Below are 18,415 nucleotides of genomic sequence, written 5' to 3'. Positions count from 1 at the left end.
GCGCATGAAGAATCTGTTGAATAAAAAGAATGCCTGCTGGCTGCTTCTGATTGCGGGCAGCTATGGTTTGATCTCCTTGTTAATCAGTGCCGGTGTGGTCAATAATGTCTATCTGACCGTGCTGATGACCATCGGCATCAACATCATTCTGGCAATCAGTCTGAATTTAATCATCGGGGTGACCGGTCAGTTTTCGCTGGGGCATGCTGGATTTATGATCATCGGGGCCTACTGCGCCGGGGTTGCCGTGAAACAAATCTCCGCGAGTTTAGGCGGAATTTTCATCGGCATGCTGATCGGAATCGTGATCAGCGGACTGGTCGCGCTCATCGTGGCAATTCCAACGCTGCGGCTGCGCGGGGATTATCTGGCCATCGCAACGCTCGGTTTTGGCGAGATTATCCGAATTGTAATTCTGAATATGAAAATCACCAACGGCGCGGCCGGCTTGATTCTGCCGAAGCTGGTCGACTGGCGAATCATTTTTGCGGCAGTCGTCATCTGTACGGTGATTATTATCAATTTTTGCCGGTCAGCTCAGGGGCGAGCCTGCATCTCCGTGCGTGAAGATGAAATCGCCGCCGAAGCGATGGGCATCAATACGACTAAGTATAAAATCATGGCGTTTGTCTTAGGGGCGATGATTGCCAGCGTAGCCGGAGCGTTGTATGCCGGTGCGTTCTATGTCATTAAGCCGGAGATGTTTACGTTTAATAAATCCATTGATATCCTTGTCCTGGTCGTCTTTGGCGGCATGGGCAGCTTTACCGGCTCCTTTATCGCTGCTGGGGTGATCGGCGTGCTGAACACAGTCCTGCAGCAGTTTTCCGATATTCGGATGATCCTGTATGGCTTAATGCTGGTCGGAATTATGATTTTCCGTCCAAGCGGCTTGTTGGGAACGAAGGAATTCACCTTTTCCGCTCTGTTTAACCGGTTCAGCCGGCGAAAGGAGGTGCGCGAATGACCGTATTAAAGGTAAGCAGTCTGACAAAAAACTTCGGTGGTCTGGCCGCGGTCTCCAACGTCAATTTGGAAATTGAGGAACGCGAACTGATCGGGCTGATCGGGCCGAACGGTGCGGGCAAAACGACGCTGTTTAATCTGTTGACCGGCGTGTACGAGCCCAGCGAGGGCAAAATCGAACTGAACGTAGACGGTCAGATGAAAAGCATCGGCGGATTGAAGCCGTATGTGATCACTGGCTTGGGGCTGGCACGGACATTCCAGAATATTCGGTTGTTTAAGAATATGACGGTGCTGGACAATGTCAAACTGGCGATGAACAAATCGGTCCGGTATTCCGCACTGGCGGCGGTGCTGCGGCTGCCTTCGTATTACCGCGAAGAACAGCGCATTCTGAATGAAGCCATGGAACTGTTGGAAGTGGTCGGCCTGGCTGAGAAAAAGCAGGTGCTGGCTAAAAATCTGCCGTATGGACAGCAGCGCAAGCTGGAAATTGCCCGGGCTTTGGCCGCCAAACCGAAGATTTTATTCCTCGATGAACCGGCAGCCGGCATGAATCCGCAGGAAACTACCGAACTGACCGAGCTGATCCATCAGATTAAGGAACAATTCAATTTAACTGTGGTTTTGATTGAACATGATATGTCGCTAGTTATGAAGATCTGCGAGCGGATTTACGTCCTGGATTATGGGAAGTGCATTGCGCATGGAACACCGGAAGCAATCAAAAATAATCGCCGTGTCATCGAAGCGTATCTGGGGGAGGATTAAGATGCTGAAAATAACCGATTTAAGTGTCCATTACGGTGTTATTCAAGCCTTAAAAGGCGTATCCCTGGAAGTGCAGGAAAAGGAAATCGTTGCGCTGATCGGCGCCAATGGAGCTGGGAAAACAACGCTGCTGCATGCGATCAGCGGCCTGCTGAAAAAAAGCGGCGGCGAGATTGAATTTCTGGGGCAGCCGATGACAAAGAAAAATGCCCGGGATATCGTAAAAGCCGGGATTACACAGGTACCGGAAGGAAGAAGAATTTTCCCGGATATGAGTGTTGCCGAAAACCTGCAGATGGGGGCGTATCTGCGCAAGGATAAAGCCGAAATTGAAAGGGATCTGGAAAGTGTGTATCAGCGCTTTCCGCGGCTGGCAGAGCGCAAGAAACAGCTGGCCGGGACGTTGTCCGGCGGTGAGCAGCAGATGTTGGCGATGGGCCGGGCTTTGATGGCCAAACCGAAGCTGCTGCTTCTGGATGAGCCGAGCATGGGCCTGTCCCCGCTTCTGGTCAAGGAAATCTTTTCGATCATTCAGGATATCAATGCCCAGGGAACGACGGTACTGCTGGTTGAACAAAACGCGAAGATGGCGCTGGGGATTGCCGATCGGGCTTATGTGCTGGAGACCGGCAGTGTTGTGTTAAGCGGCACCGGAGCGGAACTGGCAGCCAGTGAAGACATTAAGAAAGCCTATTTAGGAGGATAAGAGTATGTTGGTGAAAGATCGCATGACCGCGAATCCTTACTGCATCAGTAAGGATACCTCAATCAGTGCGGCACTGGATTTGATGGCGGAACGGGATTTCCATCGAATTCCGGTGGTTGCCGGACAAAATCTGGTCGGATTGGTAACCGAAGGCACGATTGCCGAGAACACACCGAGCAAGGCCACCAGTCTTTCGGTGTACGAGCTTAATTATCTGTTAGCCAAGAGCACCGTGGAATCGGTCATGATCAAGGACGTCGTAACGATTCATCCCGATGCCTTGCTGGAAGAAGCGGCGGTGCTGATGCGTCAGCATGATATCGGATGTCTGGTTGTCACGGAAGGGTCCAAAGTTGTCGGCATTATCACACAGAATGATATCTTTGAAGCTTTTATTGATCTTTTAGGCTATTATGAAGAAGGCAGCCGATATGTGATTCCTGTCGAAGATAAGCCGGGAATTCTGGCGGATCTGACAGGGCTGTTCTTCGGTGAAAAAGCTCAGATTACCAATCTGGCGGTTTATCGAAAAGCAGAACAGACCGATGTTGTCATCCGAGCCCGCGGTGTTGAGCCGCAGGTGATGCAGAAGTTATTGAAGGATCATGGCTATACCGTGGCTTCTCTGATTACGCGTGCAGACTGAAAATTTGACGGTGAGGCAGTCGAGATCCAGGCTGCCTTTTCTTTTGTTCATCGAAGAATGTCTGAAGCAGAGTAAAATTGAAATCCTGGATTGGCTTTGCTTTGGTGCGGGAAGAAAGATTTCTGGTATAATAAAAGAAAGAAAAAGGAAAGGTGGCAAAGCGGCTGCCATGAGGATCGATCAGATGAAACAACGCTGTCGTTGGGCTGAATGCGGATCGCTGCAGCTGAAGGCCTATCATGATGAAGAATGGGGAAAACCGATTCGCGGGGATCGGGAATTGTTTGAATTATTGATTCTGGAATCTTTCCATACCGGATTGTCCTGGCAGATTGTGCTGCATAAACGGGAGGCGTTTCGATCCGCGATGGATCATTTCGATCCGAATTTAATAGCGAACTATGATGCTGCAAAGGTAGATTCGCTCATGCAGAATCCGCAGCTGATCCGTCATCGCGGAAAGATCCAGGCCGCGATTGTCAATGCCCGCAGCTTTCTTGCCATCCAGCAGGAATACGGATCATTTTTGGCTTTCATTCAAACGGTTATGCCGCAGGAAGTAGTGAAGCTGCAGGACATTCCCCGGGCCACGACTGTCTGGTCGGATGATCTGGCTCGAAAACTGAAACAAAAAGGGATGCGTTTCCTCGGCTCGGTCACAGTCGAAGCCTTTCTGGAAGCCGCCGGTTTTCTTGATGGTCATGAGCCGGCTTGTTTCTGTGCAGCTCAAGTTCAGTCTCAAAGGTAGGAAGGAGGCATAAGCAGTGAGCGGAAAAATAGATAATCCAAGTACCGTCGGCCGTGTCTATCAACAGATTATCGTTCTCGGCATGCTTGTGCACATGCTTTATATTGCCCTAGGCGGCTGGCTGCAGGTCACGCTGTTAGTTTATTATAATGTTTTCAGCACCGTCTTTTATATGATCATGTCGCTGTTAGTCTACTATAGCCGCTATCGGTTAGCGGTTACATTGATTCATCTGGAAGTCGGAGTGTTTGTAACAGTCAGTACGGTCACGTTGGGCTGGGAAGCCGGAATGCCGATGTATTTGATCGCCATGGCCTCTCTGGTGTATATCCGGCCATATCGCCGCAGTGCGGTTCCCTATCTGTTTTCTATCCTGGAGATCATTCTGTTTTTCAGTTTGAAATTGGGAGGCAGCTGGGTTGAGGCAAGCGTGGAGCTTCCTGCCATTGTAATCAACAGTATCTATCTGTTCAACTCCCTAGCTAGTTTTCTGATCATTTTGATTTCTTCAGCGATTTTCAACGTTTCCTCTTCTTTAATTCAGGGACGGCTGCAGCGCCGCAATGAAGAGCTGCAGGAAGCTGCTTCCGTGGATGGTTTAACCGGTGCGCTCAGCCGTTACGGGCTGAACGATCAGTTAGCTTCACTCCAGGGAAGATCAATCTGCGTTGCCCTAGGAGATTTGGATGATTTTAAACTGGTCAACGATACATATGGACATATCTGCGGGGATTACGTGCTGGCAACGGCATCCCGACTGATGCGGGAAAGTGAAGAAACACTGGTCTGCCGCTGGGGCGGGGAAGAATTTCTGCTTGTGTTTGCGGATGACAACCTGACGCAGGCTCAGCAAAAGCTTCAGGTCATCGCCGAAAGCATCCGCAGCTATCCGTTTTCCTATGACGGCTATCAGATCCACGTTACGATGACGTTTGGCTTAACCTGCGGTCTGTTGGATAAGGACATTGAGAATCTGGTCAAACTGGCAGACGAACGAATGTACCGCGGCAAACGGCAGGGAAAAGATCAGATCGTTGCGGAATAGAACTGAAGTTGAATAAAATTCAAACTGAGGCGCTGAAATGGATAAAAATGATGTATAATAAGCACAGGAGGCGATGATCATGGAACAGAAATCCTTGTTTGACGATCGCGATCTGAACAGTCCCCTGGCCAGCCGGCTGCGGCCGAAGGTGCTGGAAGAAGTTGCCGGACAAAAACATTTGTTGGGCGAAGGGAAAATTCTGCGGCAGCTGATCGAACAGGACCAGGTGTCCTCAATGATCTTCTGGGGTCCACCCGGGGTCGGCAAGACGACATTGGCGCGCATTATCGCCGAACGCACGCAGTCGCATTTTGTGGATTTCAGTGCGGTGACCAGCGGAATCAAAGAAATTAAAGAAGTCATGAATAAAGCAGAGCTGAACCGTCAGATGGGGGAGAAAACGATTCTGTTCGTCGATGAAATCCATCGCTTTAACAAGGCTCAGCAGGATGCGTTTCTGCCATTTGTGGAAAAGGGCAGCATCATTCTGATCGGCGCGACCACGGAAAATCCATCATTTGAGATCAACGCGGCGCTGCTTTCACGCTGTAAGGTCTTTGTGCTGCAGGCTTTATCTACCGAAGACTTAATGGAACTGCTGAGCCGGGCATTAAAGGACCCGCGGGGTTTTGGCAATTATCAGGTCGATCTCAACGATGATCTGTTGTGGATGATCGCCAACTTTGCCAACGGCGATGCCCGAACGGCACTGAATACGCTGGAAATGGTCGTGCTCAACGGTGAGAAGAACGGTGAGGAAATTCATGTAACAAAGGAACATCTGGAACAGTGCATCAACCGCAAATCCTTGTTATATGACAAAAAGGGCGAGGAACATTACAATTTGATCTCCGCGCTGCACAAGTCGATGCGCAACAGCGATGTCCAGGCTTCTATCTACTGGCTGGCACGGATGCTGGAAGCAGGCGAGGATCCGCTGTATGTGGCGCGCCGGGTTGTGCGGTTTGCCAGCGAGGATATCGGAATGGCGGACAGCCGGGCGATGGAGGTCGCGGTTGCGGCTTATCAGGCCTGTCATTTTAACGGTATGCCGGAGTGCAGCGTCAATCTGACGCAGGCCGTGGTGTATATGGCGCTTTCGCCCAAGTCCAATGCTTTGTATATGGCATATGAAGCGGCCAAGAAGGACGCGCTGGAGCATTTGGCGGAGCCGGTGCCGCTGGCGATCCGCAATGCCCCGACATCGTTGATGAAGGAGCTGCATTATGGCGAAGGGTATCAATATGCCCACGATACGGAAGAAAAACTGACAACCTTGCAGTGTCTTCCGGACGCATTGCTGGATCGGAAATATTATGTGCCGACCCGACAGGGACGGGAAAGCCGGATTGAAGAGCGCATGGAACAGATCGAAGCGTGGCAGAAGCAGCACCGTAAGAAATAAGAAAACAGCAAACAAGGAGGGACGCCATGTTGATCATGATCGGTGCCGGTTCTGGGCATCGCAAAAAAGCTTATTTGGGAGTTCGGATTTGTCCGCACTGCGGGAAATTAAGTCACTTTTACCTGATGGAACAAGCACAGCAGGTTTCATTGTTTTTTGTCCCAGTTGTGCGCTGGGGCAAACATTGGGGAATCGCCTGTTCACGCTGCAAAGCAGGTTTTGAAATCGAAGAAACGGAAAAGGATTTTTGTCTGAAGCAGGCGCAGTGGATGCCGAGCGAAAAGCAGATGAACGAAATGATCGAATACATCGGCGTACAGCTTCAGGCAAGCGGAGCGTTGGATGACGAAACGCTGCGCGAGCGGGTCCGTCTGCGCTTTGATTTTCATGTCGATGATCGTTCTTTTGAGGAAATCGTCAAGGCCTTAAGGCAGGCAGCCCAGCGGGAAAATCAGTTCCGGCAGTTTTATTAATCGTGTATTCCTAGTTAGAATTGAACTCAGTCAATGCCGTTTTCCGTTTCGTGGAAGTACGGTATTTTTTATTGATAAGTGCTTTTCCCAATTTATTCTAAAAGTTAGATCAGCGCTTAATTGTGCATTTTGTAATAATTTTGGTATGATAAAAGAAAAGCGGTTAAAGGATCGTTATCTCCAGTGGTGTTTCCAATTTTACTCGTTTTCGCAGAAAGTTGTTTATTCCCTAAATCATCACATCTTTTATTCTGCCACAGCCTTTCTTAAATCAGATTGTCGTCAAGGCAAACGCAGAGGTAAATACAAAATATAATCGCTTTCTTTTCTCTCTTTACCTACAATATTGAAAGATAGAAATTTCCGACTTTTTATCGTCTTCTTTTCTATCTTTTTTCCTTTTTACCAACCTAATAAATTAGATTATCATTGTCTTATTAAGGCTACATGAACAAAATTATTTAATAAGGGTATTGGATGCTCTTATTAATTTTAATCATTTGTTTAATGAATATTTATGGTGTAGACTAAATTTAAATTATTATGAAAATTCTTCAAAAGCCGACAATTTCTAATTCATAATCAGAACTATAATATTTTGATGTTATGAAGAATGTAAAAGACTTTGTAATTTCATTTAAATAATGTCCTTCTTCATCAAGTTCAACTTGCATTATCCTTAGATAAAATCCATATTTATTTACTTTGCTAAATGTAAATGTTTTTTGTTTCCTTTTATCTTCGTCATATTGAGTGAAAGTGACTTGCCTTATACTATTTCTTATAATATCTGAATGTACATTGAGATCAAAAATTATTGGTATTTCAACATAAAGATCAGTATCATTTATATATTTATAAAATTCAGTTATTCCTATAGGTATATCTTCCAATCCTGTGTTTCCTAATTTTACTAAATAAATATCTAAGTTAGAGTCTGGTAAAGCTTGCAAATAGCTTCCATAGCTTAACTTTTGATCATCTTTTATTTTGTAACAGTTTCCCCATGATTTACCTATTCCAAAAACTTCTTCTATGGAATCTTCACAGCCTTCTTTGTTGACAACAATAGCTGGATACATATCATTGTGATTACTCTGAAATACTCCTTCTCGTTTATACACTTTGAATTCAGGCAAGTCCATATAGCCATTTATGCTTATTTTGCGATTTGAGCAACTTATTAATAAAGTTGTAATTAGAAGCAATTTTAATAAATTTTTAATAGTCATAATGATTTTCCCTAATCTTTTCCCAACTAACGGATCCATTAATTATCTCTTACAATACATACATCCCATTCGAAGCCGCGGATCACATTCTGGATGCTCACCTCTTTCGCAATCATGTGTACATCTAATTCCTGTCTTTTCATCGTATCCACATTTATTATCATGAACATGCGGACAGTTTGTTTCAGCACTTACTGATGTAATTCCTCCCATTAGCATTGTGATGATAGTCAAGGTTAAAAATATTTTTTTCATTAAAAATATCCTCCTCTTTTATTTAAATTATAACTTATAGGATTTAAGAAGTATACTAGCCTGTGTAAACGTACACCATCATATTCTAACTTGAAAGAAACAGATGTGTAATTAAAAATTAAGAACAGGATCATCAATAATCATAACTATCATAGACTGTAATCATATCATTTTTTATATCATATCCTGACGTGAATTCTTTACCATAAGATTCCTTAGTTATTAAATGTGTTACATCAAGCGAATTAAACAACGCTCTTCTATTTTTCTCTCTGTTATAAAATGAAAGAATGCTTATAACAGAACTTTTCAATTTCCAGTGTTTTCTTCATTACCTATAGTTGTTGCTTCATAATTATAGGTATAAATTATGTTTAATGCAGTATTATTAAATAGGTTTTTAGTTTTGAGCTAACCCATAATTCCATAAAAATAAGTTTTGCAAGAGCTGATAATTTGGATGCTATACTTTTTGCTTTAAAATTTATAAAAAGAACATGGAAAAAAGATCTTAATCTTCTTATAATGAAAGCAGAAATGATCCTGCGGCAGGTAGGGTAAAGGAGGAAAAACATGCCACTAAGAAAGGATTTTTTATGGGGCGGTGCAACGGCGGCGAACCAATGCGAAGGGGCTTATAATGAAGGTGGGCGCGGACTGGCCAACGTCGATGTCATTCCCCATGGCAGTGAACGCTGGGCTGTTGTTTCCGGCAATCGACGCATGCTTGATTTTGAAGAAGGCTATTATTATCCGGCCAAACAAGCCATTGACTTTTATCATCATTACAAAGAAGATATTCGGCTGTTCGGGGAGATGGGATTTAAGACCTATCGCATGAGCATCGCCTGGAGCCGGATTTATCCGCAGGGAGATGAAGAACAGCCCAATGAAGAAGGGCTGCGTTTCTATGAAGAGGTCTTCCGCGAATGTCACCGTTATGGCATTGAACCGTTAGTCACAATTACCCACTTTGATTGTCCAATGCATTTGATTAAGGCTTACGGCGGATGGCGGAATCCCAAGCTGGTAACCTTTTACAAGCGCTTGGTCACCACGTTATTTACGCGGTATAAAGGGTTGGTTCATTACTGGCTGACATTTAACGAGATTAACGTGCTGCTTCATGGTTCGTTTATGGGTGCCGGCATCTGTTTTGAATCTGATGAGGATCGATTTAAAACGCTCTATACTGCGGCGCATCATGAACTGGTCGCGAGTGCCTGGGCTGTGAAGATCGGACATGAAATTGATCCGGAAAACAAGCTGGGCTGCATGTTGGCGGCAGGCAGTTATTATCCTTATTCCTGTAAGCCAGAAGATGTGTTCGCTGCGCAGCAGGAAAATCATAAAAACTATTTTTTCATTGACGTTCAGAGCCGTGGAGCCTATCCTGCTTACGCCTTAAAAGAATTTGAACGGCACCATTTTGAATTGCCGATGAGTGAGGAAGAGAAGAAACTGCTGAAAGAAAATACGGTCGATTTCATTTCCTTCAGCTACTATTCTTCCCGTGTTGCCAGCAGTGATCCGCAGCTCCAAGGGGAAGGCAATATGATGAAAGGAGTTAAAAACCCCTATCTGGAAGCTTCGCAATGGGGCTGGCAGATCGATCCGCTGGGCTTACGGATCACCATGAATGAGTTATATGACCGCTATCAGAAACCGCTGTTCATTGTGGAAAACGGTTTAGGGGCCATGGATGTTCCGGATGAAACCGGTGAGATTCAAGATGACTATCGAATTGAATATTTGCGTGCGCATATTCAGGCGATGAAGGATGCGGTTGAACAGGATGGAATTGATTTATTAGGCTATACGACCTGGGGGCCGATTGATCTGGTATCCGCCGGAACGGGTGAAATGTCCAAACGTTATGGATTCATTTATGTCGATCGCGATGATTTCGGTCAGGGGACATTTCAGCGGTCTAAAAAGAAATCTTTTGCCTGGTATAAAAAGGTTATTGCCTCCAACGGCGAAGACTTAGACTGAATTTTCGGATTAAGAAAACCATGCCTTCAAAGGGAGCATTCAACTTCACAGCGAAGACATGGTTTCTTTCTTTTTTTATGTTTTATTTCGTTATTAACAATTTCAGTGAAACGACTTTTTGTATTATTCATCTTTTGTATATTAGTTTTTATTAATGCATTTATTCTTCGCTTTTGAAATGTGTTGAAATTTCTTATTAAATTATTATTAGTTATTGATAGTTCTTATAAACAGTTTGTGCAACTCTAGTGATGGTTACTAAAGTGCGTTCCGACTTATCTAGCAAGTAGGGGACAATGACGAACATAGCATTAAAAAAGGAGCTTTTATGGGGAATACCGGCAGTGAATTAAGAGAAAACTCAGCGAAAAATGTTGAGGGAACACCTGCGAGTCGAAGGGAAAACCAAAATCCCGTCTCAAGATCAATAGTCAAACTATTGGTGTTGGATGTGCCAAGTCTTAAAAACGATATTTGGGACTGCAGGCAAGTATGGAAGGCACTCAGCTAAGGAGAAGAGGCATTCTTCACTTCCTAACCGACTTGTTCAACGATTAAATATTATACAATGCATCATCGTTAATCTCTGTATAAAAATCAGTTGCAAATTTAATTCCTGCTTTAAAATAGAAAAGTCCATTTTCATCGACCAGTTGATTTATGCATTCGTCTAGTTTGAACAATAAATTTTCTATTTCCACATTGTCCTTAGTGTGCTTAATTTCGTTCATTATTTCTTCCAGTTCTTCTTTTATTCTACAGATTTGTTCTGTCTGGGATTGGGCTGTATGAAAGGGCCTAAAATTTCCAAGATAAAGTTCTCTTATGAGTTCTTTTTCCATACTATATTTCTTCCTGAGTTCCGAATTCATCTAGTGCCATCTGATGATGAATTTTATAGGCTAACATAAAACCTAGCTCGAACACATATTTTTTTTCTAAGTCTGTAACATTGGCTTCTGCCGCTTCATAGTTGCGGAATAAATCTAAAGCTTCTTGATCTGGCATTACTTTTTGTAAATAATCAACAATTTCTTCACTGAGTTTAGACGTTTCCGTTACGGCATCATTATATTCTGTTGACTTGGGCACAGCCTCGGATGGGCGTAGGTCTCCATAATAAAGAAGATCAAATATATTTTTCATCCACTTTCCATTTTCGTTTCCAGTTTTTTTATTGCTTTCTGTGATCTGTGCAAATAATTCTTTTATTTCCATTGCATTATCCCTCCTAATATATAAGCTTTTTTGTTATTCACATAGAATGATCATGTTATTTATAATTTTAAAGTCCGAGATAAATGTTCGCTCGGTATTGCAAGCTAGTTTAAACAGGTTATATTCAAAACAGAAAAACGCGATTTTTAAAAAGTCTGTTTGTGTAAAGAAATTGCTTAGAGTCCAAGGGAGAGCATGATAGAAAGCGGGACTGATGACGGATGACGGATGACTTAAATTTTATCAGAGATCGCTTAACTTCAAGATTAAATAAGAAAGCAAATGAATGCCCAGGGAGTTAAGATTTAGGTCATTATCGGGGTTATGATTGTTTTTTTTGATTCCCCCCAAGTCAAAATTTCTCATTGGACAGTAATCTTGCTTATCCATAGACTGCTATAACTAAATTCAAAAATGATCGAATGAAGATTAATACATTGTTGAAAAATCATTGCCCGATTCAACAGAAAGAATACTGATTAGCTGTTAATATAATTTTCTGCAAAGTGTAAGGCTTTTTTATACTGACGAGTTCTTTTATAAAAACTAATTAGCTGCGTATAAAGAAAGGCCTTTGCTTCGTAATCCCCTTCTACACTAATATAGTTTTCCATCTGAAGCAGGTGATCTTCAATAACTTTGCTGTTCCCTTTAGAATTTAATAATTTGACAAAGGTCAGGCAATCCCATATATACTTATCATTAACTTGTTGTTTAGATACATCTTTTAAGAATTCATCTAATTCTTGATTTCTTTTAAGATGATATAAACTCCATGCTTTGTTAAAATAATATTCTGATGGGTTATTATTCAGTTCTGTAACATGCTCTATATATTTTAATGCTTTTTTATAATCCTTAGAACAAATCGCATTCCAACTAGCGTTGCAATATACGATGTTTTTTTCAAGACTAGAAACAGCTAATATCTTTGTCATTTTGATGGCTTCTTGAAACTTTTTATCCGCTTCTTTATAATTTTTCTCATACGTCTGGATCGAGGCCATAGCGGATAATACTTGAAATATCCTGCGAATATTTCCGGTATTTTCAAATAGAGTTAAGGCTTGCTTATTGCAGAAATAACTCTGGCTTAAGTTATTTAATCGTGTTTCAATTTGTCCTAGCTGATAATATATCATTGGAATTATTGTTTCTTGCGATCCTTTTTGTAACAAATCATATAACATAATTTTGGATTTAGTAAGTTGATTTTCATTTTTATAATAAACCGCAACATAATAAATATAGAAGTTTTGCTGTTCTGCCGTCATTCTATCTTGGACACGATCTAAAAAATTCATGATTTTTTTGCATTCGTCGCTTTTATAACTTGTTGAATTATAGGCTAATTTCGCAATTAAATAATCGAGGATTAAGATAGAGCTAACCAATTTTTCCTCATCGTGGATCATCTTCTCATATAGTTTATTCCTATGTTCTATGTCGTAATCATAAATAGATTGGTGCAACATTTTGATTTCTTTGATTTTCTTGTTCAGCCATTTTTCGTCATTATTAAACTCGATCTGCAATATATCATATATTGCAGATAAAACTAAGGGATCGGCATGAACATGTCCATTTTCTATATGACTAAAATAGGGTGCAGATATATTGGCTTTTTTGGCTACATACAAAGACTTTAAATCAAGGTCATTCCTTTTGTTTCTAATGATCAAGCCGATAAGTTCTTTATTATTCATATATTACCTCTTTTGAAATTTGTTCTTACATCCTTAGCTTAAAACTATTCTCTGGCACCTATTTTGTGCAACCATAAGTCATTGTTAATTAGAGAATACGTTAATATAATCAAATCATACAAGCGCTTGTTAAAAAGGAGGTACAGATGAGAAAAACATTTTTGATTGTTTTAACCGCGATTTTCTTAACAGGGACTCCGTTAAATCCTGTTATGATGTACGGTCATACAGTCTACATGCCTAACTAATAAAAAATTAAAGAGGCCTCTTTCTATAAATTTCAATCAAGCTAGAACCTAGAGCTTTAAGTATAGTATTTAATTCATTAATTCCTGGATCGGCTTCGCCCTTTATGATGCTTCTTAGCTTTTCTTGAGAGTAACCCGTTATGATCTCTAATTTCGTATAAGACATTTTTCTTTGATTAAACAAATATTTCAATTTTATTTTTAATTCTTCCTCCTCAAGATGGGAATCTATTTGTTTATCATTTATTGCTTGCATAATAAGTTCCTCACTTTTATTCTAGTATATTCGTTCGAATGAAGTAAGTCAATTTTTAGAAATGCTAGTCTATTTATATTTTCCGAGGATTATATAATGCCTTTAAAGGGTAAGTAGGGAAATGTGATATGAAAATAAATGACGCCGTTAGATATAGAATAAAAGAAATTTGTGAGGAGTTTAATATATCACTGCATGCTCTTGCTCAAAATGCAGGTGTTCCAGACCCTACGATTAGGCAGTTTATGCAGGGGATTCATGATGATATAAAGATTAAAATCTTATTTAAAATATGCAAAGGCATGAACATGTCTATGATTGAATTTTTCGATTCGAAAATTTTTGATGATGTCGATGATGATTAAGATCCATATAATATAAAAAGCTATAAAAAGAAATATTGAGATGGAATTTCCAGATTAAAAAACCATGCCTTTAGCTATACAGCGAAGACATGGTTTCTTTCTTTTCTTTATTCACCATTGAATGATCTGCAAGCAAGTCATTCTGACAATTTAATTAAGGAAGCGGTTGAGAAAGGCGGTAACAGAATTCCAGTACAATTCAGGATCAACATCCGCGCTGGCTGCATGGGCGGCGCCTTCAACGACTAATAATTCTTTTTCAGTAGGACAGGCTTCATATACCTGATAAACCATGTCTGTCGGCACATAGGTATCGTTGCTTCCGTGGATAAACATCATTGGAACGGATGCTTTTTTCAGCTGCTCAAGAGCGGAGGCTTCCTTGAAATGATAACCTGCACGAATTCCGGTCATGACATCGGCTGTGGCTAAAAACGGAAATTCCGGAAGGCCGAAGCGATAGTCTAACTGATTTTTAAACATATCATAGACAGAGGTGTAGCCGCAGTCTTCAATCACAGCTTTGACGTTGTCCGGCAATTCTTCACCTGCCGTCATCATGACGGTTGCGCCGCCCATGGAAACCCCATATAAGATGATTTCAGCCTGAGAATCCTGATTCACGATCTGTTGAATCCAAAGCAGCAGATCCTTGCGGTCGAGCCAGCCCATGCCGATATACGAACCGTCGCTTTCACCATGCGCACGATTGTCCGGCGTGATCACAGTATAGCCCAGTTCGGAAAAGTGCCGTGCTTCAGTCTGCATCGCTTCTTTGTTGGACGTGTAGCCATGAATGACCAGGGCATAACGATGAGCGGACGGATCAGCGGTATACTGCAGGGCACGCAGAGTCAGTCCGTCTTCACTGACAATCTCCGTTTTTTCGATACTGACAGTTTCCAGCCAAGCATCAGTCAAGGCCTGTTCCTGAGCTTTGTTGGCTTCTTCGTTTCCATACGTTTCTCCAACCGGAGCTTTGCCGTCATGGGCAGACTCCGGCGCCTGATCTGTCCGATAGAGAGCATAGTCCACTAAATAGTTGCCGGCCCAAAAGCTGCCGGCTGTCAGAATTGCGGCCGCCAGAACCAGAACGGATATTAAAATTTTTGTTTTTTTCTTCATGATGATTCATCCTCTTTTCAGGTTGGTTCACAAGGAACCTGAACGAGGAAACAGTATATCAGAAAATAATTTGTATGTCAAAATAAAATTCGGGTGTTCGCCGTGACACAATTGGATACAAGTTTAAGGGAAGAAATAACGTTTGTTAGGAAAGACAGGGGAAAGTAAAAGGAAACGCATTGATATCCAAAGGAATTTGCGAGGACTCTGCCTGAACGGATCTCGGCTGAATTGTCCAGCGGAGAGTAAAGACGGATTAAAAACAAAAAAGCTGCCCGCTCACTGCGTTCAGCTGAATGATCTATATGGTGCGGTAGGTGGGACTTGAACCCACATGGTTTTACCCACACGCCCCTGAAACGTGCGCGTCTGCCGATTTCGCCACTACCGCATGTATATTAAACAGCCGATTTTCCGACTGCTTTTATATACTACACTAAAATCTAATGTTTTGCAAGCTTTTTTTGATGCTAATAATCAAAAAAATGTCAGATTTTCAACTTTCTTAATTCCTATATAAAAACGAGCTGCTAGTGCGCTCGTTTTTATAAAAATTTTGTTTGTTACTTAATAGCTAGCGGACTGTTGATTGCTTTTAAATGATTTTGATATTCACTTGTTCCATATAAAGCATCACGATGGTTGATCAACTCAATTTGATTTTCTATAATCCAGTCTTTAATTTCCTGAGAACAAAGAGCTTTTAAATCAGCGACGCGATGGACATGGCAAGTAGACTCTGACAAAATATAATCATCAAGATATCCTGGGTGTCCTCCACGAAGCCAGATTCTATCCGTTTGGGTTAAATCAATGGATTTCATGACGGCTGCCGGATTATAATCTTTAAATTTGCTCATTTCAAAAGAGAGATCATCCCGGTCATGAATAGGAACTTCATAAATTTTTAAAGGCTTCCATTCTTCATCCGGTTCACTTAAATAAGGTTTGCGGCGGCCAGCACCATATGTTGTATTCATTTTAATATTAAATTCTTCGCAGACCTTGCGCTTTGCACGTTCTATCGGTCCATTGCCGCGAACACTGGTCATATCTGGGGCACGGCCAAGAATCCGGATACATTTTTCGATTTGAGCTCGTAATTCTATCAAAGCTTCTTCATATTTTACAGTATTCATCAAAGAACTGTCTTTGCGGAATTTAAACTTTCCTTCAGCGTTAATCATAGAAGGAACTAAAGCTGGATCAGCTACCGGGCGGCCCCATAAATGCATGTGCCAGCCAACGGAAATCCATGGCATTTCTCGTAGCTTCTGCAGCATCCAATCGGAATTCAGCGTATCCATCATCACATCTGCGCTGGTTACAACACCATCGGTCATCGACTTCAGCGCACCTTCATCAAAAGTTTTTGTATAGCCCATGTCCGCACCGCGGACAATCAATTTAATACCCATTGCTCATTTCTCCTTCTTTTATATTAATAAATAAATCACTTCCGATAGCTTGTAAATGATTTTGATATTCATGTGTTCCATATAGTAAATCCCGACAGTTAACTAGTTCAACACGATGCTCAATGATCCAGTGGCGAAGGGCAGGGTCACACATTGCCTGACAGTCACGAACTCGTGCAAGCTGACAACTGGATTCGCTTAGAATAATATCGTCTAAAAATCCAGGATGACAGGCGCCGATAAAACTGGAATTTATATGTTTTTCAACATCAATATTCATTATTTTTTTGGCTGGATCATAACAATCCCAGAAATATTCCATATCGTATATTGTACCGCCTTTCTGCGCCCCTTTGAGCTGCTGAATATTGTACTTTTTGTAACGTTCTTCAATCGGCATGGCCTTTCCAGTTTGACGCTCAGTCATACCGTCAGCGAAATTGTAGCAAATATGATATTCATCACAGACCTGTTTTTTCGCTCTTTCGAAATTGCCCTGGTTGCGGATATTTGCGGTATCCGGAATGCGTCCGGTAATGCTCATCATTTTTTGAAGTTGAGCACGGAATTCAGCCACCGTTTCATCATAATCAACGCTGAGTCGGAGAGATTGATCTTTCCGGAACTTGAATTTACCTTCCTCATTGACCATCGAAGGAACAAGGGCTGGATCCAGTACAGGCCGCCCCCAAAAGTGAGTGTGCCATCCGATGCTGATCCAAGGATAATCTTTGATTCTTACCATTGCATCTTCGGCTCCCGGTGTATCCAGCATAATATCCACATGGGTGATGATGCCTTGTTCAATTGCTTTAAATACCCCGTCGTTAAATGGCACTGTGTAGCCAAAATCGTCTGCTCTATAACAAAGCTTCATTAAATCACCCTTTCTTTTGAATCCCTCTTGTAAGTAAATCAGCCAGCGGCACAGCTGGATTTTCAGGTATTGTCTGACATTCGCAGCGCAATGGCAGCGCCATGATCTTTTTTACTTTCTCAATTTCAATTTCATCTAGGAAGATATCAGCGGAATAAGCCTGGCGGGTAAGGCCCGGATTTGATGGCGCCATGCGTCCATAATTGCCGATGTTTAAATAAGTAACGTCTGGAACACGCGTGGCGATTGTATAGAGATCATCCCAGTTGCCGACGATAACAAAGATTTTCTTCGTTTCACAGCGCGGATCATTCAAAATCTGAATTGCCTGATCTACGGTTTTAACTACGGTTTTATTGTTGCGCGGTGCCGCAGCCAATAAGGTTTGCTTAGAGAGGGGATTGGAAGCGGCTTTGTCATTGACCACAACAACAGTGTCCGTTCCCATTCGGCTGGCCCAGGCGACACCGATCTGGCCATGGATTAAACGTTCATCCAGTCTTACGATCGTAATCATGAAGTGACCTCCTCATTAAATATATCTTCATCAGCGATTTCGGTTTGAAAATCTGTTGTGGAAACATAACGGAACATCATTTTGCTTTCTTCAATTAATGCAAGCAGCTTTTCCAAGGTTATGTTTATTTGTGGATTAACACAAAGTTCTAATAAAAACGCAAGATTAAAGCCGCTGATCAGAAAGGTATTGTGTCTTGTGATATAGGCTGTCAGCTGATTGTGAACGCTGCCGCCGTAAAGATCGGTGATCAAGAGGGCGACATCCTCCTCTGTACAGGTAAGGAAAAACTGATTCAGCTCTTCCTCAAGATTTCTATTATCCACATAAGCATCAAAAGTTGTAATATGCTGGGTTGTTCCAATCAGTAAATCTAAAGAAGATTTTACACCACTGGCCATGTGACCATGCGTTGCCAAAAAGATTTGGTTCATGGTTTTATC

21 protein-coding genes and 1 tRNA gene are annotated in these 18,415 nt (G+C 42.2%); 10 read left to right on the top strand and 12 right to left on the bottom strand.

Going from position 1 to position 18,415, the window contains the following annotated elements; genetic code table 11:
• Nucleotides 1-4: 4 nt before the first annotated feature.
• From MCG46_RS16770 to MCG46_RS16735, 8 genes are all read left to right on the top strand, one after another.
• Nucleotides 5-967 carry a branched-chain amino acid ABC transporter permease gene (locus tag MCG46_RS16770; RefSeq protein ID WP_240281002.1) on the top strand — a complete coding sequence of 321 codons (963 nt, stop codon included), beginning with the start codon at nt 5-7 and terminating at the stop codon, nt 965-967.
• A complete protein-coding gene (locus tag MCG46_RS16765) occupies nt 964-1,737 on the top strand; it encodes an ABC transporter ATP-binding protein (protein WP_240281001.1) in 774 nt (257 codons plus the stop codon). Before MCG46_RS16770 ends, MCG46_RS16765 begins: the two co-directional genes overlap by 4 nt.
• Nucleotide 1,738: 1 nt before the next feature.
• Nucleotides 1,739-2,443, top strand: a complete 705-nt coding sequence (locus tag MCG46_RS16760; RefSeq protein ID WP_240281000.1) for an ABC transporter ATP-binding protein — start codon at nt 1,739-1,741, stop codon at nt 2,441-2,443.
• A 4-nt stretch (nt 2,444-2,447) separates the two neighbouring features.
• Nucleotides 2,448-3,089, top strand: a complete 642-nt coding sequence (locus MCG46_RS16755) for a CBS and ACT domain-containing protein (RefSeq protein ID WP_240280999.1) — start codon at nt 2,448-2,450, stop codon at nt 3,087-3,089.
• Between the two features lie 184 nt (nt 3,090-3,273).
• On the top strand, nt 3,274-3,837 hold the full coding sequence (locus MCG46_RS16750) for a DNA-3-methyladenine glycosylase I (protein WP_240280998.1): 564 nt from the start codon (nt 3,274-3,276) through the stop codon (nt 3,835-3,837).
• Between the two features lie 16 nt (nt 3,838-3,853).
• The gene (locus MCG46_RS16745) at nt 3,854-4,882 is read left to right on the top strand and encodes a GGDEF domain-containing protein (protein ID WP_240280997.1); all 1,029 of its coding nucleotides are present in this window, start codon (nt 3,854-3,856) and stop codon (nt 4,880-4,882) included.
• Nucleotides 4,883-4,961: 79 nt separating this feature from the next.
• Nucleotides 4,962-6,287 carry a replication-associated recombination protein A gene (locus tag MCG46_RS16740; protein ID WP_240280996.1) on the top strand — a complete coding sequence of 442 codons (1,326 nt, stop codon included), beginning with the start codon at nt 4,962-4,964 and terminating at the stop codon, nt 6,285-6,287.
• 26 nt (nt 6,288-6,313) lie between these two features.
• Nucleotides 6,314-6,760: a zinc-ribbon domain-containing protein gene (locus tag MCG46_RS16735; RefSeq protein ID WP_240280995.1), complete on the top strand. Its 447-nt coding sequence runs from the start codon at nt 6,314-6,316 to the stop codon at nt 6,758-6,760.
• A gap of 554 nt (nt 6,761-7,314) precedes the next feature.
• Here MCG46_RS16735 and MCG46_RS16730 read toward each other — a convergent pair.
• Nucleotides 7,315-8,031, bottom strand: coding sequence for a hypothetical protein (locus MCG46_RS16730; protein WP_240280994.1), 717 nt, complete (start codon nt 8,029-8,031; stop codon nt 7,315-7,317).
• A gap of 3 nt (nt 8,032-8,034) precedes the next feature.
• Nucleotides 8,035-8,247, bottom strand: coding sequence for a hypothetical protein (locus MCG46_RS16725; protein ID WP_240280993.1), 213 nt, complete (start codon nt 8,245-8,247; stop codon nt 8,035-8,037).
• Between the two features lie 573 nt (nt 8,248-8,820).
• Here MCG46_RS16725 and MCG46_RS16720 point away from each other — a divergent pair.
• Nucleotides 8,821-10,242, top strand: a complete 1,422-nt coding sequence (locus MCG46_RS16720) for a 6-phospho-beta-glucosidase (protein ID WP_240280992.1) — start codon at nt 8,821-8,823, stop codon at nt 10,240-10,242.
• A gap of 554 nt (nt 10,243-10,796) precedes the next feature.
• Here the strand turns inward: MCG46_RS16720 and MCG46_RS16715 are convergent.
• The 4 genes from MCG46_RS16715 to MCG46_RS16700 form a co-directional block, all read right to left on the bottom strand.
• Nucleotides 10,797-11,084 carry a hypothetical protein gene (locus MCG46_RS16715; protein ID WP_240280991.1) on the bottom strand — a complete coding sequence of 96 codons (288 nt, stop codon included), beginning with the start codon at nt 11,082-11,084 and terminating at the stop codon, nt 10,797-10,799.
• Between the two features lies 1 nt (nt 11,085).
• Nucleotides 11,086-11,460, bottom strand: coding sequence for a DUF6809 family protein (locus MCG46_RS16710; protein ID WP_240280990.1), 375 nt, complete (start codon nt 11,458-11,460; stop codon nt 11,086-11,088).
• Between the two features lie 479 nt (nt 11,461-11,939).
• On the bottom strand, nt 11,940-13,166 hold the full coding sequence (locus MCG46_RS16705) for a helix-turn-helix domain-containing protein (protein WP_240280989.1): 1,227 nt from the start codon (nt 13,164-13,166) through the stop codon (nt 11,940-11,942).
• Nucleotides 13,167-13,421: 255 nt separating this feature from the next.
• A complete protein-coding gene (locus MCG46_RS16700) occupies nt 13,422-13,670 on the bottom strand; it encodes a helix-turn-helix domain-containing protein (protein WP_240280988.1) in 249 nt (82 codons plus the stop codon).
• A 128-nt stretch (nt 13,671-13,798) separates the two neighbouring features.
• Here MCG46_RS16700 and MCG46_RS16695 point away from each other — a divergent pair, with 128 nt between their 5' ends.
• Nucleotides 13,799-14,035: a helix-turn-helix domain-containing protein gene (locus tag MCG46_RS16695; RefSeq protein WP_020225474.1), complete on the top strand. Its 237-nt coding sequence runs from the start codon at nt 13,799-13,801 to the stop codon at nt 14,033-14,035.
• Nucleotides 14,036-14,185: 150 nt separating this feature from the next.
• Here the strand turns inward: MCG46_RS16695 and MCG46_RS16690 are convergent, their stop codons facing one another.
• From MCG46_RS16690 to MCG46_RS16665, 6 genes are all read right to left on the bottom strand, one after another.
• Nucleotides 14,186-15,160, bottom strand: a complete 975-nt coding sequence (locus MCG46_RS16690; protein WP_240280987.1) for an alpha/beta hydrolase — start codon at nt 15,158-15,160, stop codon at nt 14,186-14,188.
• Between the two features lie 306 nt (nt 15,161-15,466).
• Nucleotides 15,467-15,551 (bottom strand) — tRNA-Leu (locus MCG46_RS16685).
• Between the two features lie 172 nt (nt 15,552-15,723).
• On the bottom strand, nt 15,724-16,578 hold the full coding sequence (locus MCG46_RS16680; RefSeq protein WP_240280986.1) for a ChbG/HpnK family deacetylase: 855 nt from the start codon (nt 16,576-16,578) through the stop codon (nt 15,724-15,726).
• Complete coding sequence (locus tag MCG46_RS16675) at nt 16,568-17,455, bottom strand: ChbG/HpnK family deacetylase (protein WP_240280985.1); 888 nt, start codon at nt 17,453-17,455, stop codon at nt 16,568-16,570. Before MCG46_RS16675 ends, MCG46_RS16680 begins: the two co-directional genes overlap by 11 nt.
• A gap of 4 nt (nt 17,456-17,459) precedes the next feature.
• Nucleotides 17,460-17,972 carry a PTS system mannose/fructose/N-acetylgalactosamine-transporter subunit IIB gene (locus tag MCG46_RS16670; RefSeq protein WP_240280984.1) on the bottom strand — a complete coding sequence of 171 codons (513 nt, stop codon included), beginning with the start codon at nt 17,970-17,972 and terminating at the stop codon, nt 17,460-17,462.
• Entirely contained in the window at nt 17,969-18,406 is a 438-nt protein-coding gene (locus MCG46_RS16665; protein ID WP_240280983.1) for a PTS sugar transporter subunit IIA, read from the bottom strand. The genes MCG46_RS16670 and MCG46_RS16665 overlap by 4 nt, the downstream gene beginning before the upstream one ends.
• Nucleotides 18,407-18,415 lie beyond the last annotated feature (9 nt).

Source organism: Holdemania massiliensis (assembly GCF_022440805.1).
Classification (GTDB): domain Bacteria; phylum Bacillota_I; class Bacilli_A; order Erysipelotrichales; family Erysipelotrichaceae; genus Holdemania; species Holdemania massiliensis_A.
Note: the sequence above shows the minus strand (reverse complement) of the source record. Positions and strands in the feature narration are given on the sequence as shown.